Origin of the sequence: Mesorhizobium huakuii (genome assembly GCF_030160235.1) — a bacterium.
GTDB lineage: Bacteria > Pseudomonadota > Alphaproteobacteria > Rhizobiales > Rhizobiaceae > Mesorhizobium > Mesorhizobium huakuii.
The window spans coordinates 49,598-65,664 of sequence record NZ_BSNY01000017.1; the positions used below are offsets into that span (position 1 = coordinate 49,598).

Below are 16,067 nucleotides of genomic sequence, written 5' to 3' on the forward strand. Positions count from 1 at the left end.
CGAAAGAGCCGTCGCGGTAACGCAATTCAAAGCCCGCATGGGCGAGCAGGAAATGGAGACATCACATGGCAAAAGGTAAATTCGAGCGCACTAAGCCTCATGTGAACATCGGCACGATTGGTCACGTTGACCATGGCAAGACGTCGCTGACGGCGGCGATCACGAAGTATTTTGGCGAGTACAAGCGCTACGACCAGATCGATGCGGCGCCGGAAGAGAAGGCACGCGGCATCACGATCTCGACGGCTCACGTCGAATACGAGACGGCCAACCGTCACTACGCCCACGTCGACTGCCCCGGCCACGCCGACTATGTGAAGAACATGATCACCGGCGCCGCGCAGATGGACGGCGCGATCCTGGTGGTGTCGGCCGCCGACGGCCCGATGCCGCAGACCCGCGAGCACATCCTGCTTGCCCGCCAGGTCGGCGTGCCGTCGATCGTGGTGTTCCTGAACAAGGTCGACCAGGTCGACGACGCCGAGCTGCTCGAACTGGTCGAGCTCGAGGTTCGCGAGCTTCTGTCGAAGAACGAGTTCCCCGGCGACGACATTCCGATCGTCAAGGGTTCGGCGCTGGCGGCGCTTGAAGATTCGAACAAGACGATCGGCGAGGACGCGATCCGCGAGCTGATGGCTCAGGTCGACGCCTACATCCCGACGCCTGTTCGTCCGCTCGACAAGCCGTTCCTGATGCCGATCGAAGACGTGTTCTCGATCTCGGGCCGCGGCACGGTCGTGACCGGCCGCGTCGAGCGCGGCGTGGTCAAGGTCGGCGAGGAGCTGGAGATCATCGGCATCCGTCCGACGACCAAGACGACCTGCACGGGCGTGGAAATGTTCCGCAAGCTGCTCGACCAGGGCCAGGCTGGCGACAACATCGGCGCGCTGCTGCGTGGCGTTGACCGTGAAGGTGTCGAGCGCGGCCAGGTTCTGGCCAAGCCCGGCACGGTGAAGCCGCACAAGAAGTTCGTGGCCGAAGCCTACATCCTGACCAAGGACGAAGGTGGCCGTCACACGCCGTTCTTCACCAACTACCGTCCGCAGTTCTACTTCCGCACGACGGACGTGACCGGCATCGTGTCGCTGCCGGCTGGCACCGAGATGGTGATGCCTGGCGACAACATCACGGTCGATGTCGAGCTGATCGTGCCGATCGCCATGGAAGAGAAGCTGCGCTTCGCCATCCGTGAAGGCGGCCGCACCGTCGGTGCCGGCATCGTCGTCACCATCAAAGAGTAATTTGGACTTAAACCGATCTGTCGCGGGCGCGGAAGTTGCCCGCGCCGCGCCAGAACAAGGAAGTGACGCATGAACGGACAGAATATCCGCATCCGCCTGAAGGCGTTTGATCACCGCGTGCTCGACGCCTCGACGAAGGAAATCGTGTCGACGGCCAAGCGCACCGGCGCAAACGTCCGCGGCCCCATTCCGCTGCCGACGCGGATCGAAAAGTTCACGGTGAACCGGTCGCCCCACGTCGACAAGAAGAGCCGCGAGCAGTTCGAGATGCGCACGCACAAGCGTCTGCTCGACATCGTCGATCCGACCCCGCAGACCGTCGATGCTTTGATGAAGCTCGATCTGGCCGCCGGCGTCGACGTCGAGATCAAGCTCTAAGGGAATGAGAGCGCGGTAAGGGGCGGTGCCCCTGGCCCGGAACTCTAAAGGAATTGAACCGATGCGTTCAGGTGTGATTGCAAAGAAGGTGGGAATGACCCGCATCTATAACGATGCCGGGGAACATGTTCCCGTCACCGTTCTCCAGATGGAGAACTGCCAGGTCGTGGCGCAGCGCACGCAGGAGAAGAATGGCTACACCGCCGTTCAGCTCGGCGTTGGCCTCGCCAAGGTGAAGAACACGTCGAAGGCGATGCGCGGCCATTTCGCGACCGCTTCCGTCGAGCCGAAGGCGAAGGTTGCCGAGTTCCGCGTCTCGGCCGACAACATGATCGATGTCGGCGCCGAGATCACCGTCGAGCACTTCGTCGCCGGCCAGAAGGTCGATGTGACGGGCACGACGATCGGCAAGGGTTTCCAGGGCGTCATCAAGCGTCACCACATGGGTGGTGGCCGCGCGACGCACGGTAACTCGGTCTCGCACCGTACGCACGGTTCGACCGGCCAGCGCCAGGACCCCGGCAAGGTGTTCAAGGGCAAGAAGATGGCCGGCCACATGGGCGATACCCGCGTGACCACGCAGAATGTCGAGATCGTCTCGACCGATGCGGACCGCGGCCTGATCCTGATCCGCGGAGCGGTTCCCGGATCGAAGGGCGCCTGGATCCTGGTCCGCGATGCGGCCAAGGTGGCACTGCCGGCCAATGCGCCGAAGCCCGCCGCGATCCGCGCCGCTGTTAAGAACGAGGCTCCGGCCACAGAGGGAGCGGAATAATGGATCTCAAGATCACAACGCTTGGCGGCAAGGACGCCGGCAAGGTGAAACTCTCCGAGGAGATTTTCGGCCTTGATCCGCGCGAGGACATCCTGCAGCGCGTCGTGCGCTGGCAGCTCGCTAAGAAGCAGCAGGGCACGCACAAGGCCAAGGGCCGCGCCGAAATCGCGCGCACCGGCGCCAAGATGTACAAGCAGAAGGGTACGGGCCGCGCCCGTCACCATTCGGCACGCGCTCCGCAGTTCCGCGGCGGCGGCAAGGCCCACGGCCCGGTCGTTCGCAGCCACGAGCACGATCTGCCGAAGAAGGTGCGCGCTCTGGGCCTGAAGCATGCTCTCTCGGCCAAGGCCAAGAGCGCGTCGATCATCGTCATCGACGAGCTGAAGCTGACCGAGGCCAAGACCAAGGCGCTGATCGCGAATTTCGCGACGCTGGGCCTGAGCAACGCCCTGGTGATCGGTGGCGCCGAGCTTGACAAGAACTTCAAGCTGGCCGCGACCAACATCCCCAACATCGACGTGCTGCCCATCCAGGGCATCAACGTCTACGACATTCTGCGCCGCGGCACGCTGGTCCTTTCCAAGGCCGCCGTCGAGGCTCTCGAGGAGCGCTTTAAATGACCGACCTTCGTCACTACGACGTGATCGTCAGCCCGGCGATCACTGAAAAGTCGACCATGGCTTCCGAGCAGAACCAGGTCGTCTTCAACGTCGCCAAGAAGGCGTCGAAGCCGGAAATCAAGGCCGCCGTCGAAGCGCTGTTCGGCGTCAAGGTGATGGCCGTGAACACGCTTGTCCGCAAGGGCAAGATCAAGCGCTTCCGCGGCACGATCGGCCGCCAGAGCGACGTCAAGAAGGCGATTGTGACGCTGGCCGACGGCCAGTCGATCGACGTCGCGACGGGTCTCTGAGCAAGGCCGCGAGGACAGAACAATGGCACTGAAAAAATTCAACCCGGTAACGCCGAGCACCCGCCAGCTGGTCATCGTTGACCGCTCGGGCCTCTACAAGGGCAAGCCCGTCAAGGGTCTGACCGAGGGCCTGACCAAGTCGGGCGGCCGCAACAATTACGGCCGCATCACCGCCCGCTTCATCGGCGGTGGTCACAAGCGTTCGTACCGCATCATCGACTTCAAGCGCCGCAAGTTCGACGTCGTCGGCACGGTCGAGCGCATTGAATACGATCCGAACCGCACCGCCTTCATCGCGCTGATCAAGTACGACGATGGTGAGCTGTCCTACATCATCGCCCCGCAGCGCCTTGCCGCCGGCGACAAGATCGTGGCTGGCGAAGCGGTCGACGTGAAGCCGGGCAACGCGATGCCGCTGGCCTCGATGCCGGTCGGCACGATCGTCCACAACATCGAGCTGAAGCCAGGCAAGGGTGGCCAGGTCGCCCGTTCGGCCGGCGGCTACGCCCAGCTCGTCGGTCGCGACCAGGGCATGGCGATCCTGCGCCTCAACTCGGGCGAGCAGCGTGTCGTTCACGGCTCCTGCATGGCCACTGTCGGTGCCGTGTCGAACCCCGACCACGGCAACATCAACGACGGCAAGGCCGGCCGCACGGTTTGGCGTGGCAAGCGTCCGCACAATCGCGGCGTGACCATGAACCCGGTCGACCATCCGCACGGCGGTGGTGAAGGCCGCACCTCCGGTGGCCGTCATCCGGTCAGCCCGTGGGGCAAGCCGACCAAGGGCAAGAAGACGCGGTCCAACAAGGCGACCGACAAGTTCATCCTGCGCTCGCGCCATCAGCGCAAGAGCTAAGAAGAGGTAACGCCAAGTGACTCGTTCTATTTGGAAAGGCCCCTTCATCGACGGCTACCTTCTCAAGAAGGTGGACAAGGTTCGTGAAGGTGGTCGCAATGAGGTGATCAAGATGTGGAGCCGTCGCTCCACCATCCTGCCGCAGTTCGTCGGCTTCACCTTCGGTGTCTACAACGGCCAGAAGCATGTTCCCGTCTCGGTGAACGAGGACATGGTCGGTCATAAGTTCGGTGAATTCGCTCCGACGCGGACCTATTACGGTCACGGCGCGGATAAGAAGGCGAAGAGGAAATAATCATGGGCAAGGCCAAAGCTCCGCGCAGGCTTGCTGACAACGAAGCGCGCGCCGTGTTGCGCACGATCCGTATCAGCCCGCAGAAGCTGAACCTCGTTGCCGCGCTGATCCGCGGCAAGAAGGTCGCGACAGCGCTTTCCGATCTCGAATTCTCGGCCAAGCGGATTTCCGGCACGGTCAAGAAGACGCTGGAATCGGCGATTGCCAACGCGGAAAACAACCACGACCTCGACGTCGATGCGCTGATCGTGGCGGAAGCCTATGTCGGCAAGTCGATCGTCATGAAGCGGTTCCACGCTCGTGGCCGTGGTCGCGCCAGCCGTATCGAGAAGCCGTTCTCGCACCTCACGATCGTCGTTCGTGAAGTCGAAGAAAAAGGGGAGGCCGCATAATGGGCCAGAAAGTCAATCCGATCGGTCTTCGCCTCGGCATCAACCGCACCTGGGATTCGCGCTGGTTCGCGAACACCGGCGAGTACGGCAAGCTGCTGCATGAGGACATCAAGATCCGCAAGTATCTTGAGAAGGAACTCAAGCAGGCCGCGATCTCGAAGGTCGTGATCGAGCGCCCGCACAAGAAGTGCCGCGTCACCATCCATGCCGCGCGCCCGGGTCTGATCATCGGCAAGAAGGGCGCCGACATCGAGAAGCTTCGCAAGAAGCTGATGGAGATGACGAAGTCCGAGACGCACCTCAACATCGTCGAAGTGCGCAAGCCGGAAATCGACGCGACCCTGGTCGCCCAGTCGATCGCTCAGCAGCTCGAGCGCCGTATCGCGTTCCGTCGCGCCATGAAGCGCGCCGTGCAGTCGGCGATGCGTCTCGGTGCCGAAGGCATCCGCATCAACTGCTCGGGCCGTCTCGGCGGCGCCGAAATCGCCCGCATGGAGTGGTACCGCGAAGGCCGCGTGCCGCTGCACACGCTGCGCGCCGATGTCGACTACGGCACGGCCGAGGCGAATACGGCGTACGGCATCTGCGGCGTCAAGGTCTGGGTATTCAAGGGCGAGATCCTCGAGCACGACCCGATGGCTTCGGAACGTCGCGCGACCGAGGGTGATGCTGCGCATGGCGGTGGTGGTGATCGCGAACGCGGTCGTCGTCGCGAAAACGCCTGAGACATTTAGGAATTTGGAGTTAGAACGATGCTGCAGCCAAAGCGCACAAAGTTCCGCAAGCAGTTCAAGGGCCGTATCCATGGTACCGCAAAGGGCGGCACCAACCTGGATTTCGGTGGTTTCGGGCTGAAGGCGCTTGAGCCGAACCGCGTCACCGCGCGTGAGATCGAGGCGGCCCGCCGCGCGATCACTCGCGAAATGAAGCGCGCTGGCCGCGTCTGGATCCGCATTTTCCCGGATCTGCCGGTCACGTCGAAGCCGACCGAAGTCCGCATGGGCAAGGGCAAGGGTGCCGTCGACTACTGGGCGGCGCGCGTCAAGCCGGGCCGCATCATGTTCGAGATCGACGGCGTCAGTGAAGAAACCGCCCGTGAGGCGCTGCGTCTCGGCGCGGCCAAGCTCTCGGTCAGGACGCGCTTCGTACAGCGCATCGCAGAATAAGGACGGGCTGATCATGAAAGCCGAAGACATCCGGACCAAGACCCAGGACCAGCTGACCGACGATTTGGCCAGCCTGAAGAAGGAGCAGTTCAACCTGCGCTTCCAGAAGGCCACCGGCCAGCTCGAGAAGACCGCGCGCGTGAGGCAGGTCCGTAAGGACATTGCGCGTATCAAGACCATCGCTGCGGAAAAGTCCGCGGCCAAGAAGGCTTAAGGACGAAAACCATGCCAAAGCGCATTCTGCAGGGCACCGTCGTCAGCGACAAGAACGAGAAGACGGTTGTCGTCAAGGTCGAACGGCGCTTCACGCATCCCGTGATGAAGAAGACCGTGCGCATGACCAAGAAGTACAAGGCGCACGACGAGAACAACGCCCACAAGGTTGGCGATCAGGTGTTCATCCAGGAATCGAAGCCGATTTCCAAGGACAAGCGCTGGATCGTCGTGTCTTCGGACCAGGCGTAAACAACGAATTTTGGACAGACCGGGGAGGGGCTTCGAGCCCGTCCCGTTAGAAAAGAAGAAGGCGGCCAGTCATGATTCAGATGCAAACAAACCTCGACGTGGCGGATAATTCCGGCGCGCGTCGTGTCATGTGCATCAAGGTGCTGGGCGGCTCGAAGCGGAAATACGCTTCCGTGGGCGACATCATCGTGGTGTCGATCAAGGAAGCCATTCCGCGCGGCCGCGTTAAGAAGGGCGATGTGATGAAGGCGGTCGTGGTTCGCACGGCCAAGGACATCCGCCGCCCGGACGGCAGCGTGATCCGTTTCGACAAGAACGCGGCCGTTCTTGTCGACAACAAGAAAGAGCCGATCGGCACGCGTATCTTCGGACCGGTTCCGCGCGAACTCCGCGCCAAGAACCACATGAAGATCATCTCGCTCGCGCCTGAAGTGCTGTAAGGAGCCGGACCAATGCAAAAGATTAGAAAAGGCGACAAGGTCGTCGTGCTGGCCGGCAAGGACAAGGGCCGTTCGGGCGAAGTCCTCTCGGTTCAGCCGAAGGATGACACCGCGCTGGTGCGCGGCGTCAACATGATCCGTCGTCACCAGAAGCAGTCCCAGTCCCAAGAGGGCGGGATCATCACCAAGGAAGCGCCGATCCAGCTGTCGAACATCGCGCTGGCCGACCCCAAGGATGGCAAGCCGACCCGCGTCGGTTTCATCTTCCAGAAGGACGGCAAGAAGGTGCGCGTCGCCAAGCGCTCGGGAGAAGTCATCAATGGCTAAGGCTCAAAGCAAGCAGGCGACTGCAACCAACACGCCGCGTCTGAAGCAGGTCTACAACGAGACCATCCGCAAGGCGCTGCAGGAGCAGTTCGGCTACGCAAACGACATGCAGGTTCCGCGCCTCGACAAGATCGTGCTGAACATGGGTGTCGGCGAAGCGACCGCCGATTCGAAGAAGCCCTCGGTTGCGGCCGAAGACCTGGCGATGATCGCCGGCCAGAAGGCCGTCGTCACCCGCGCCCGCAATTCGATCGCCGGCTTCAAGGTCCGCGAGAACATGCCGATCGGCGCCAAGGTCACGCTGCGCAAGGAACGCATGTACGAGTTCCTCGACCGCCTCGTGAACATCGCGCTGCCGCGCGTCCGCGACTTCCGCGGACTGAACCCCAAGAGCTTCGATGGCCGTGGCAATTACGCCATGGGCATCAAGGAGCACATCGTGTTCCCGGAGATCAACTACGACAAGGTTGATCAGATCTGGGGCATGGACGTCATCGTTTGTACGACTGCGAAGACGGACGACGAAGCCCGGGCATTGCTCAAGGCTTTCAACTTCCCCTTCCGCCAGTAACGGCAGCGAGAAAAGGAAAAATCTGAAATGGCAAAGACCAGCTCAGTCGAGAAGAACAACAGGCGCCGCAAGCTTGCCGACCAGTACGGTCCCAAGCGCGCTGCCCTGAAGGCGATCATCATGGATCAGTCCAAGCCGATGGAAGAGCGCTTCCGCGCTCAGCTCAAGCTTGCTGCCCTGCCGCGCAACTCGGCCAAGATCCGCATCCGCAACCGCTGCGAAGTCACCGGCCGTCCGCGTGCCTACTATCGCAAGCTCAAAGTATCGCGCATCGCGCTTCGTGATCTCGGCAACAACGGCCAGATCCCGGGCCTGGTCAAGTCGAGCTGGTAAGGAGGACATAACATGTCATTGAGCGATCCTCTCGGCGATATGCTGACCCGCATCCGCAACGCCTACGGCCGCAAGAAGTCGAGTGTCTCGACGCCGGCCTCGCGTCTGCGCACCCGCGTCCTCGACGTGCTGAAGGCTGAAGGCTATATCCGCGACTACAGTCAGACCGACTTCGACAACGGCAAGTCTGAAATCGAAATCGAGCTGAAGTATTTCGACGGTGCGCCGGTCGTGCGCGAAATCGCCCGCGTCTCGAAGCCGGGCCGCCGCGTTTACGTCTCGGCCAAGTCGATCCCGCACGTCGCCAACGGCCTCGGCATCGCCATCCTTTCGACGCCGAAGGGCGTGATGGCCGATCACGAAGCCCGCGAACAGAACGTCGGCGGCGAGATCCTCTGCCAGATCTTCTGATCTGGCAGCTGACCGCAAATTGGAATCCGGTCTTCGGATCGTTCCGAAGACAGAGACCTGAAACAAGAGAAGTGACGAGGACAACAAAATGTCTCGTATTGGAAAGAAACCCGTTTCGCTGCCGCAGGGCGTGACCGCGACCGTCAACGGCCAGACCGTGACGGCGAAGGGCCCCAAGGGCGAGCTGAAGTTCGTGGTGAACGACGAAGTCCTGGTCAAGATGGAAGGCAGCGAGATCGCTGTCCAGCCGCGCGACCAGACCAAGACCGCCCGCTCCAAGTGGGGCATGTCGCGCACGCAGATCGTCAACATCCTGCAGGGCGTCAAGGACGGGTTCGAGAAGAAGCTCGAGATCACCGGCGTCGGCTATCGCGCCGCCATGCAGGGCAAGAACCTGCAGCTGGCTCTTGGCTTTAGCCATGACGTCGTCTATGAGACGCCGGCCGGTGTCACCATCGCTGTGCCGAAGCCGACGGAAATCACCGTGACCGGCATCGACAAGCAGCAGGTTGGCCAGGTTGCCGCCGAGATCCGCGAATACCGTGGTCCGGAGCCTTACAAGGGCAAGGGCGTCCGCTACGCTGGCGAGAAGATCGTCCGCAAGGAAGGCAAGAAGAAGTAATGGGCCTGGTCCTGAAAAGTCGCAGACTTTTCGGAAAGGACCAAGCCAAGGAAGTGTAACGCCGCGGGGAGCGGTCGCGGGAGGCGCTTTCGCCTACCGCACATGGCGGCCCCCGTTTTTTGAAGGCAAGGAAGACCATCATGGGTACCAAGGAATCCACGCAGCGCCGTGCGCAGCGCGTTCGTCGCCAGATCAGGAAGGTCGCCGGCGAGCGTCCGCGTCTGTCGGTCCACCGCACCTCGAAGAACATCTATGTCCAGGTGATCGACGACGCCAAGGGCCACACCATCGCCGCCGCATCGACGCTCGAGAAGGACCTCAAGGGGTCGCTCAAGACCGGCGCCGACACGGCCGCCGCCGCCGCCATCGGCAAGCTGATCGCCGAGCGCGCCACCAAGGCCGGCGTCAAGGAAGTCGTCTTCGACCGTGGCCCGTACATCTATCACGGCCGCGTCAAGGCTTTGGCTGAAGCTGCCCGCGAAGGCGGCTTGAGCTTCTGATGCTTGATCCCGAAAAGTTGCAGACTTTTCGGACAAGATCATGCAAAGGAAAATAATTCGCCCCCGGTGACCCACAGAGGCGCCGGATCTCATCATCAACCGTGCTTCCGGAAAAAAACAAGGAACAGGATATGGCACAGGAACGTAGGGAAGGCGGCCGCGGCCGCGAGCGTGAGCGCGAAGAGCGCGACGACGGCATGGTGGACAAGCTGGTCCACATCAATCGCGTCGCCAAGGTCGTCAAGGGTGGCCGCCGCTTCGGCTTCGCCGCACTCGTCGTCGTCGGCGACCAGAAGGGCCGCGTCGGCTTCGGTCACGGCAAGGCACGCGAAGTGCCGGAAGCTATCCGCAAGGCAACCGAATCGGCAAAGCGCGACATGATCTTCGTGCCGCTGCGCTCGGGCCGTACGCTGCATCACGACGTCGAGGGACGTTGGGGCGCCGGACGTGTTCTGCTGCGCGCCGCCAAGCAGGGTACCGGCATCATCGCCGGCGGCCCGATGCGCGCCGTTTTCGAGACGCTCGGCATGCATGACGTGGTCGCCAAGTCGATGGGTTCGTCGAACCCCTACAACATGGTCCGCGCCACGTTCGACGCGCTGAAGAGCCAGATGCATCCCAAGGATGTGGCTGCCGCTCGCGGCATCAAGTATTCGACCCTTCAGGCCCGCCGCGGCACCGCCGTTGCGGCTGAAGAATAGTCGATCTGACCAGGGATTTTGACCATGGCCAAGAAAGCAACCAAGACCATCACCGTTGAGCAGATCGGTTCGCCGATCCGCCGTCCGAAGGAACAGCGCGCGACGCTGGTCGGCCTCGGCCTCAACAAGATGCACAAGCAGCGCACCCTGGAGGATACGCCTTCCGTGCGCGGCATGATCGCCGCCGTTCAGCATCTCGTCCGCGTCGTGGACGAGGGTTGAGCCAAAGCGCAGGAGAACCCAGATGAAACTCAATGATCTGCGTGACAAGGACGGCGCGACGCATTCCAAGAAGCGTCTCGGCCGCGGCATCGGTTCCGGCTCGGGCAAGACCGCCGGTCGCGGCGTCAAGGGCCAGAAGGCGCGCTCCGGCGTTGCCATCAACGGCTTCGAGGGTGGCCAGATGCCGCTCTACCGGCGCCTGCCGAAGCGTGGCTTCAACAACATCTTCGCCAAGAGCTTCGTCGTCGTGTCGCTGGCCCGCATCCAGGAAGCCGTCGACGCCAAGAAGCTCGATGCCAAGGCAACCGTGACGGCAGAGGCGCTTGTCGCCGCCGGCGTCATCCGCCGCGTCAAGGATGGCGTTCGCGTCCTGTCCGATGGCGAACTGAAGGCAAAGCTTGCCTTCGACGTCGCCGGTGCTTCCAAGGCCGCGATCGAGAAGATCGAAAAGGCCGGCGGATCGGTCAAGTTGCCGGAAAAGGCAGCTGCCGAGTAACGGCAATTTGAAGCGCGGTCGGCAAGAGTGGGATCCCGTTTTTGCTCACGATTGCGCTTTGACCTACTCAATTAAGCGGCCGCGTCAACGCGGCCGCTTGCATGTTAAGAGCCCGGAGCTTATCTCGTGAGCTTCGGTGAAACGCACCGCCTGACCTCACGGGCCATCAAGCGTTACCAAGCGGAGAATCAGGCATGGCTTCGGCTGCTGAACAACTAGCCTCGAATCTGAATTTCTCGGCCTTCGCCAAGGCGGAGGACCTGAAGAAACGCATCTGGTTCACCATTGGCGCGTTGCTCGTCTACCGCCTCGGCACCTACATTCCGCTTCCCGGAATCAACCCCGACGCCTTCGCCCAGGCCTTCTCCTCGCAGAGCAAGGGCGTGCTCGGCATGTTCAACATGTTCGCCGGCGGCGCCGTGCAGCGCATGGCGATCTTCGCGCTCGGCATCATGCCTTACATCTCCGCCTCCATCATCATGCAGCTGATGACTTCGGTCATTCCGTCGCTGGAAGCGCTGAAGAAGGAAGGCGAACAGGGCCGCAAGGTCATCAACCAGTACACGCGCTACGGCACCGTGCTGCTGGCACTGGTGCAGGCCTATGGCATTTCGGTGGGGCTGGAGAACGGCAACGGCATCGTCAGTGATCCCGGCATGTTCTTCCGCATCTCGACCGTCGTCACGCTGGTCGGCGGCACCATGTTCCTGATGTGGCTGGGCGAGCAGATCACCGCGCGCGGCATCGGCAACGGCATTTCGCTGATCATCTTCTCCGGCATCGTCGCCGGCCTGCCGCATGCCATTTCCGGCACGCTGGAGCTCGGCCGCACCGGCGCCCTGTCGACCGGCCTGATCCTGGCGATCATCGTCCTGGCCATCGTCGTCATCGCGCTCATCGTGTTCTTCGAGCGCGCCCAGCGGCGCCTGCTGATCCAGTATCCGAAACGCCAGGTCGGCAACCGCATGTTCCAGGGCGACACCTCGCATCTGCCGCTGAAGCTCAACACGTCGGGCGTCATCCCGCCGATCTTCGCTTCGTCGCTGCTCCTCCTGCCGGCCACCATCGCCGGCTTCTCGCAGACCACCAACATGCCTGCCTGGGCGAGCACCATCCTGGCCTCGCTCGGCCACGGCCAGCCGCTCTACATGGCGTTCTACGCGGCGATGATCGTGTTCTTCGCCTTCTTCTACACAGCGATTGTGTTCAACCCGAAGGACACCGCCGACCAGCTCAAGAAGCATTCGGGCTTCATCCCGGGCTATCGTCCGGGCGAGCGCACCGCCGATTACATCGATTACGTTCTCACCCGCATCACCGTCGTCGGCGCCATCTATCTGGTGCTGGTGTGCCTGCTGCCGGAGTTCCTGATCTCGGCGACTGGCGTACCATTCTACCTTGGTGGCACATCGCTTCTGATCGTGGTCAGTGTCACGCTCGATACGGTTGCGCAGATTCAGGGCCACCTGATCGCGCACCAGTATGAAGGCCTGATCAAGAAGTCGAAGCTGCGCGGGGGGAAGAAAGCCAGATGAGGTTGATTTTGCTTGGGCCGCCAGGGGCGGGCAAGGGGACACAAGCACAAAGACTGGTAGAAAAACACGGCATACCCCAACTCTCGACGGGAGACATGCTGCGTGCCGCCGTCCAGGCCGGTTCCGAAGTCGGCAAGCGTGCCAAGGCGGTGATGGATGCCGGTGAACTGGTGTCCGACGCCATCGTCAACGCCATCGTCGCCGAGCGGATCGACCAGGCCGACTGCGCCAAGGGATTCATCCTCGACGGCTACCCGCGCACGCTGGTGCAGGCCGATGCGGTTGAATCGATGCTTTCGCAGCGCGGCATCGGCCTCGACACGGTCATCGAACTGGTCGTTGACGACAGGGCCCTGGTCGGCCGCATCGTCAAGCGTGCCGAGGACGCCAAGTCCGCCGGCCAGCCGGTGCGCAAGGACGACAATCCCGCGGTGTTCGAGGAGCGCCTGCGCGAGTACTACAAGAAGACCGCTCCGCTGACCGGCTACTATTACGCCAAGGGCAAGCTCAAGACGGTCGACGGCATGGCCAGCATCGACGCGGTGACCGCCGAGATCGAAGCCGTGCTGGCGGCCGCCACCAGGGCGCGGTAAGGGAATCTAAAGAATAGGCTTGACGGGAGCGGCCCGCTGCGGTATGGCGGCCCGTCTTCCTATCAGGTGCGAACTTTGCTTGTCCGCAAGGGCAAGGCAGTCGCTTTGAACTGGAAACTCCCGCAAGGGCCGGCCTCCACCGGACGCGGGGCAACTTTGACAGCGCCAGGTCTCCCTTGTTTTGAAGGTTGCCCGGCCCACATGGAGAAGGAAAGAACATGGCTCGTATAGCCGGCGTCAACATTCCGACCAACAAGCGCGTCGTCATCGCGCTTCAGTACATTCACGGCATTGGCAAGAAGTTCGCCCAGGAGATCGTCGACAAGGTCGGCATCCCGGCCGAGCGTCGTGTCAACCAGCTGACCGACGCGGAAGTGCTGCAGATCCGCGAGACCATCGATCGCGATTACCAGGTCGAAGGCGACCTGCGCCGCGAAGTGTCGATGAACATCAAGCGTCTCATGGACCTCGGCTGCTACCGCGGCCTGCGTCACCGTCGTTCGCTGCCGGTCCGCGGCCAGCGCACGCACACCAATGCACGCACCCGCAAGGGCCCGGCCAAGTCGATCGCCGGCAAGAAGAAGTAATTTAGGGCAGTAAGGGGGTAGGGCAGTTAAGGCAATAGGAACGGCAGACATACTGCCCTACTGCCATATCTCCCTACTGCCTTCTCCTAGGTGGAGCCGCTGGCATTACGGCGGTGTAGAGATCAACTGAAAGGAATACCATGGCCAAGGAAGCCGCTCGTGTTCGCCGTCGCGAACGCAAGAATATCTCGTCGGGCGTTGCCCACGTCAATTCGACCTTCAACAACACGATGATCACCATCACCGACGCGCAGGGCAATTCGATTGCCTGGTCGTCGGCCGGTGCCCAGGGCTTCAAGGGTTCGCGCAAGTCGACCCCGTTCGCTGCCCAGATGGCTGCCGAGGACGTCGCCAAGAAGGCCCAGGAACACGGCATGCGCATGCTCGAAGTCGAGGTCTGCGGACCGGGCTCCGGTCGTGAATCGGCGTTGCGTGCCCTGCAGGCGGCCGGCTTCACCATCACTTCGATCCGTGACGTGACGCCGATCCCGCACAATGGCTGCCGCCCGCGCAAGAAGCGCCGCGTCTAAGAAATTACCGAACGCCGCGCGAACGCCCACAGGGGCGTTCCTCCGCGGTATTCCAGGTCGCCCGCCACGATTGGATGGTGGCGGGTCAACGGAAGGAAAGCATCATGATCCAGAAAAATTGGCAGGAACTGATCAAGCCGAACAAGATCGAGTTCTCGTCGAAGAAGAAGACGCTGACCACGCTGGTCGCCGAGCCGCTCGAGCGTGGCTTTGGCCTCACGCTCGGCAACGCGCTGCGGCGCGTGCTTCTGTCTTCGCTGCGCGGTGCGGCCGTCACCGCCGTGCAGATCGACGGCGTTCTGCATGAATTCTCGTCCATCGCCGGCGTGCGCGAGGACGTGACCGACATCGTCTTGAACATCAAGGAAATCGCCATCCGCATGGAAGGCGATGGCCCCAAGCGCATGGTCGTGCGCAAGCAGGGACCGGGTGCGGTTCTCGCCGGCGACATCCAGACGGTTGGCGACGTAGAGATCCTCAACCCCGACCACGTCATCTGCACGCTGGACGAAGGCGCTGAAATCCGCATGGAATTCACCGTCGACACCGGCAAGGGCTACGTGCCGGCCGAGCGCAACCGCGCCGAGGACGCGCCGATCGGCCTGATCCCGGTCGACAGCCTCTATTCGCCGGTCAAGAAGGTCTCCTACAAGGTCGAGAACACCCGCGAGGGCCAGGTTCTCGACTATGACAAGCTGACCATGACCATCGAGACCGACGGTTCGATCTCAGGCGAGGACGCGGTGGCTTTCGCCGCCCGCATCCTGCAGGACCAGCTTGGCCTGTTCGTCAATTTCGACGAGCCGCAGAAGGAAGTCGCCGCCGAAGCCGTCACCGAGCTCGCCTTCAACCCGGCGCTGCTCAAGAAGGTCGACGAACTTGAGCTTTCGGTGCGTTCGGCCAACTGCCTGAAGAACGACAACATCGTCTACATCGGCGATCTCATCCAGAAGACCGAAGCCGAGATGCTGCGCACTCCGAACTTCGGCCGCAAGTCGCTGAACGAGATCAAGGAAGTCTTGGCGGCGATGGGCCTGCACCTCGGCATGGAAGTGCCGGACTGGCCGCCGGAAAACATCGAAGACCTCGCCAAGCGTTACGAAGACCAATATTGAGCATGAATTCCAAGGATCGGCGGCGTGGGCCGCCCGATCCGACGGTCATGCGGAAAACCATCAGAGGCCTTGGCCTCTTGAACAACTGAAGAAGGAAAAGAGCCATGCGCCACGGTTTCAAAGGCCGTCGCTTCGCCCGAAGCATTAGCCATCGCAAGTCGATGTTCGCCAACCTCGCCGTGTCGCTGCTCGAGCACGAGCAGATCGTCACCACCCTGCCGAAGGCGAAGGACCTGCGTCCGATCGTCGAGAAGCTGGTGACGCTCGGCAAGCGCGGCGACCTGCACGCCCGCCGCCAGGTGATCGCTCAGATCGGCAATGAAGGCGTCGTCAAGCGCCTGTTCGACACCATCGCCCCGCGCTACGCCACCCGCAACGGCGGCTATCTGCGCATCATGAAGGCTGGCTTCCGTCATGGCGACAACGCCGCGATGGCCGTCATCGAGTTCGTCGATCGCGACACCTCGGCCAAGGGCGCCGGCGACCGCGCCCGCCTCGAAGCCGAAGGCACCGACGCGGAAGCCGCGGCCGCATAAGGCCACGTCTTTCCAGAATGAATTGAAGGGGCCTGCGGGCCCCTTTTTCATGCCCTACGCGTGCCAGGGC

The 16,067-nt window shown here is 62.4% G+C and carries 28 protein-coding genes; all 28 read left to right on the forward strand.

The window, feature by feature from the left end:
- The first annotated feature begins 65 nt into the window (after positions 1 to 65).
- The 28 genes from tuf (at position 66) to rplQ (ending at position 15,997) form a co-directional block, all read left to right on the forward strand.
- Positions 66 to 1,241 (forward strand): elongation factor Tu, encoded by a 1,176-nt coding sequence (gene tuf, locus QQK95_RS08240; protein WP_010909256.1) that lies wholly within the window; start codon positions 66 to 68, stop codon positions 1,239 to 1,241.
- A 69-nt stretch (positions 1,242 to 1,310) separates the two neighbouring features.
- On the forward strand, positions 1,311 to 1,619 hold the full coding sequence (rpsJ, locus tag QQK95_RS08245; RefSeq protein WP_010909272.1) for a 30S ribosomal protein S10: 309 nt from the start codon (positions 1,311 to 1,313) through the stop codon (positions 1,617 to 1,619).
- A gap of 61 nt (positions 1,620 to 1,680) precedes the next feature.
- Positions 1,681 to 2,394, forward strand: a complete 714-nt coding sequence (rplC, locus tag QQK95_RS08250; protein WP_010909273.1) for a 50S ribosomal protein L3 — start codon at positions 1,681 to 1,683, stop codon at positions 2,392 to 2,394.
- Positions 2,394 to 3,014 (forward strand): 50S ribosomal protein L4, encoded by a 621-nt coding sequence (rplD, locus tag QQK95_RS08255; protein WP_019857964.1) that lies wholly within the window; start codon positions 2,394 to 2,396, stop codon positions 3,012 to 3,014. Before rplC ends, rplD begins: the two co-directional genes overlap by 1 nt.
- Positions 3,011 to 3,304, forward strand: a complete 294-nt coding sequence (locus tag QQK95_RS08260) for a 50S ribosomal protein L23 (protein ID WP_010909275.1) — start codon at positions 3,011 to 3,013, stop codon at positions 3,302 to 3,304. The genes rplD and QQK95_RS08260 overlap by 4 nt, the downstream gene beginning before the upstream one ends.
- 22 nt (positions 3,305 to 3,326) lie before the next feature.
- Entirely contained in the window at positions 3,327 to 4,160 is an 834-nt protein-coding gene (gene rplB, locus QQK95_RS08265) for a 50S ribosomal protein L2 (protein WP_010909276.1), read from the forward strand.
- A gap of 16 nt (positions 4,161 to 4,176) precedes the next feature.
- Positions 4,177 to 4,455, forward strand: coding sequence for a 30S ribosomal protein S19 (gene rpsS, locus QQK95_RS08270; RefSeq protein WP_006205463.1), 279 nt, complete (start codon positions 4,177 to 4,179; stop codon positions 4,453 to 4,455).
- Between the two features lie 2 nt (positions 4,456 to 4,457).
- Positions 4,458 to 4,847, forward strand: coding sequence for a 50S ribosomal protein L22 (rplV, locus tag QQK95_RS08275; protein ID WP_006205462.1), 390 nt, complete (start codon positions 4,458 to 4,460; stop codon positions 4,845 to 4,847).
- Positions 4,847 to 5,572, forward strand: a complete 726-nt coding sequence (rpsC, locus tag QQK95_RS08280) for a 30S ribosomal protein S3 (RefSeq protein WP_010909278.1) — start codon at positions 4,847 to 4,849, stop codon at positions 5,570 to 5,572. Before rplV ends, rpsC begins: the two co-directional genes overlap by 1 nt.
- Before the next feature lie 27 nt (positions 5,573 to 5,599).
- Positions 5,600 to 6,013 carry a 50S ribosomal protein L16 gene (rplP, locus tag QQK95_RS08285; protein ID WP_010909279.1) on the forward strand — a complete coding sequence of 138 codons (414 nt, stop codon included), beginning with the start codon at positions 5,600 to 5,602 and terminating at the stop codon, positions 6,011 to 6,013.
- A 13-nt stretch (positions 6,014 to 6,026) separates the two neighbouring features.
- Positions 6,027 to 6,227 (forward strand): 50S ribosomal protein L29, encoded by a 201-nt coding sequence (gene rpmC, locus QQK95_RS08290; RefSeq protein WP_006205459.1) that lies wholly within the window; start codon positions 6,027 to 6,029, stop codon positions 6,225 to 6,227.
- Positions 6,228 to 6,238: 11 nt separating this feature from the next.
- A complete protein-coding gene (rpsQ, locus tag QQK95_RS08295) occupies positions 6,239 to 6,478 on the forward strand; it encodes a 30S ribosomal protein S17 (RefSeq protein WP_010909280.1) in 240 nt (79 codons plus the stop codon).
- A 71-nt stretch (positions 6,479 to 6,549) separates the two neighbouring features.
- On the forward strand, positions 6,550 to 6,918 hold the full coding sequence (gene rplN / locus QQK95_RS08300) for a 50S ribosomal protein L14 (RefSeq protein WP_006205457.1): 369 nt from the start codon (positions 6,550 to 6,552) through the stop codon (positions 6,916 to 6,918).
- A 12-nt stretch (positions 6,919 to 6,930) separates the two neighbouring features.
- Positions 6,931 to 7,245, forward strand: coding sequence for a 50S ribosomal protein L24 (rplX, locus tag QQK95_RS08305; RefSeq protein ID WP_006205456.1), 315 nt, complete (start codon positions 6,931 to 6,933; stop codon positions 7,243 to 7,245).
- Positions 7,238 to 7,816: a 50S ribosomal protein L5 gene (rplE, locus tag QQK95_RS08310; RefSeq protein ID WP_095203283.1), complete on the forward strand. Its 579-nt coding sequence runs from the start codon at positions 7,238 to 7,240 to the stop codon at positions 7,814 to 7,816. Before rplX ends, rplE begins: the two co-directional genes overlap by 8 nt.
- Before the next feature lie 27 nt (positions 7,817 to 7,843).
- Positions 7,844 to 8,149 (forward strand): 30S ribosomal protein S14, encoded by a 306-nt coding sequence (gene rpsN, locus QQK95_RS08315; RefSeq protein ID WP_010909282.1) that lies wholly within the window; start codon positions 7,844 to 7,846, stop codon positions 8,147 to 8,149.
- Between the two features lie 12 nt (positions 8,150 to 8,161).
- The gene (gene rpsH, locus QQK95_RS08320; protein ID WP_006205453.1) at positions 8,162 to 8,560 is read left to right on the forward strand and encodes a 30S ribosomal protein S8; all 399 of its coding nucleotides are present in this window, start codon (positions 8,162 to 8,164) and stop codon (positions 8,558 to 8,560) included.
- A gap of 88 nt (positions 8,561 to 8,648) precedes the next feature.
- The gene (gene rplF / locus QQK95_RS08325) at positions 8,649 to 9,182 is read left to right on the forward strand and encodes a 50S ribosomal protein L6 (RefSeq protein WP_019857968.1); all 534 of its coding nucleotides are present in this window, start codon (positions 8,649 to 8,651) and stop codon (positions 9,180 to 9,182) included.
- 140 nt (positions 9,183 to 9,322) lie between these two features.
- Positions 9,323 to 9,682, forward strand: a complete 360-nt coding sequence (gene rplR / locus QQK95_RS08330) for a 50S ribosomal protein L18 (protein ID WP_010909284.1) — start codon at positions 9,323 to 9,325, stop codon at positions 9,680 to 9,682.
- Between the two features lie 131 nt (positions 9,683 to 9,813).
- Complete coding sequence (gene rpsE / locus QQK95_RS08335; RefSeq protein WP_027046810.1) at positions 9,814 to 10,383, forward strand: 30S ribosomal protein S5; 570 nt, start codon at positions 9,814 to 9,816, stop codon at positions 10,381 to 10,383.
- Positions 10,384 to 10,407: 24 nt separating this feature from the next.
- A complete protein-coding gene (rpmD, locus tag QQK95_RS08340) occupies positions 10,408 to 10,605 on the forward strand; it encodes a 50S ribosomal protein L30 (protein WP_006205449.1) in 198 nt (65 codons plus the stop codon).
- Positions 10,606 to 10,627: 22 nt separating this feature from the next.
- On the forward strand, positions 10,628 to 11,101 hold the full coding sequence (rplO, locus tag QQK95_RS08345) for a 50S ribosomal protein L15 (protein ID WP_010909286.1): 474 nt from the start codon (positions 10,628 to 10,630) through the stop codon (positions 11,099 to 11,101).
- A 194-nt stretch (positions 11,102 to 11,295) separates the two neighbouring features.
- Positions 11,296 to 12,636: a preprotein translocase subunit SecY gene (secY, locus tag QQK95_RS08350; RefSeq protein WP_013895692.1), complete on the forward strand. Its 1,341-nt coding sequence runs from the start codon at positions 11,296 to 11,298 to the stop codon at positions 12,634 to 12,636.
- Positions 12,633 to 13,229: an adenylate kinase gene (locus tag QQK95_RS08355; RefSeq protein ID WP_284270894.1), complete on the forward strand. Its 597-nt coding sequence runs from the start codon at positions 12,633 to 12,635 to the stop codon at positions 13,227 to 13,229. Before secY ends, QQK95_RS08355 begins: the two co-directional genes overlap by 4 nt.
- Before the next feature lie 218 nt (positions 13,230 to 13,447).
- The gene (gene rpsM / locus QQK95_RS08360) at positions 13,448 to 13,816 is read left to right on the forward strand and encodes a 30S ribosomal protein S13 (protein ID WP_006205445.1); all 369 of its coding nucleotides are present in this window, start codon (positions 13,448 to 13,450) and stop codon (positions 13,814 to 13,816) included.
- A gap of 140 nt (positions 13,817 to 13,956) precedes the next feature.
- A complete protein-coding gene (rpsK, locus tag QQK95_RS08365) occupies positions 13,957 to 14,346 on the forward strand; it encodes a 30S ribosomal protein S11 (protein WP_006205444.1) in 390 nt (129 codons plus the stop codon).
- Between the two features lie 104 nt (positions 14,347 to 14,450).
- Positions 14,451 to 15,461: a DNA-directed RNA polymerase subunit alpha gene (locus tag QQK95_RS08370; RefSeq protein WP_006205443.1), complete on the forward strand. Its 1,011-nt coding sequence runs from the start codon at positions 14,451 to 14,453 to the stop codon at positions 15,459 to 15,461.
- Between the two features lie 104 nt (positions 15,462 to 15,565).
- Complete coding sequence (gene rplQ, locus QQK95_RS08375; RefSeq protein ID WP_284270947.1) at positions 15,566 to 15,997, forward strand: 50S ribosomal protein L17; 432 nt, start codon at positions 15,566 to 15,568, stop codon at positions 15,995 to 15,997.
- Positions 15,998 to 16,067: the final 70 nt, after the last annotated feature.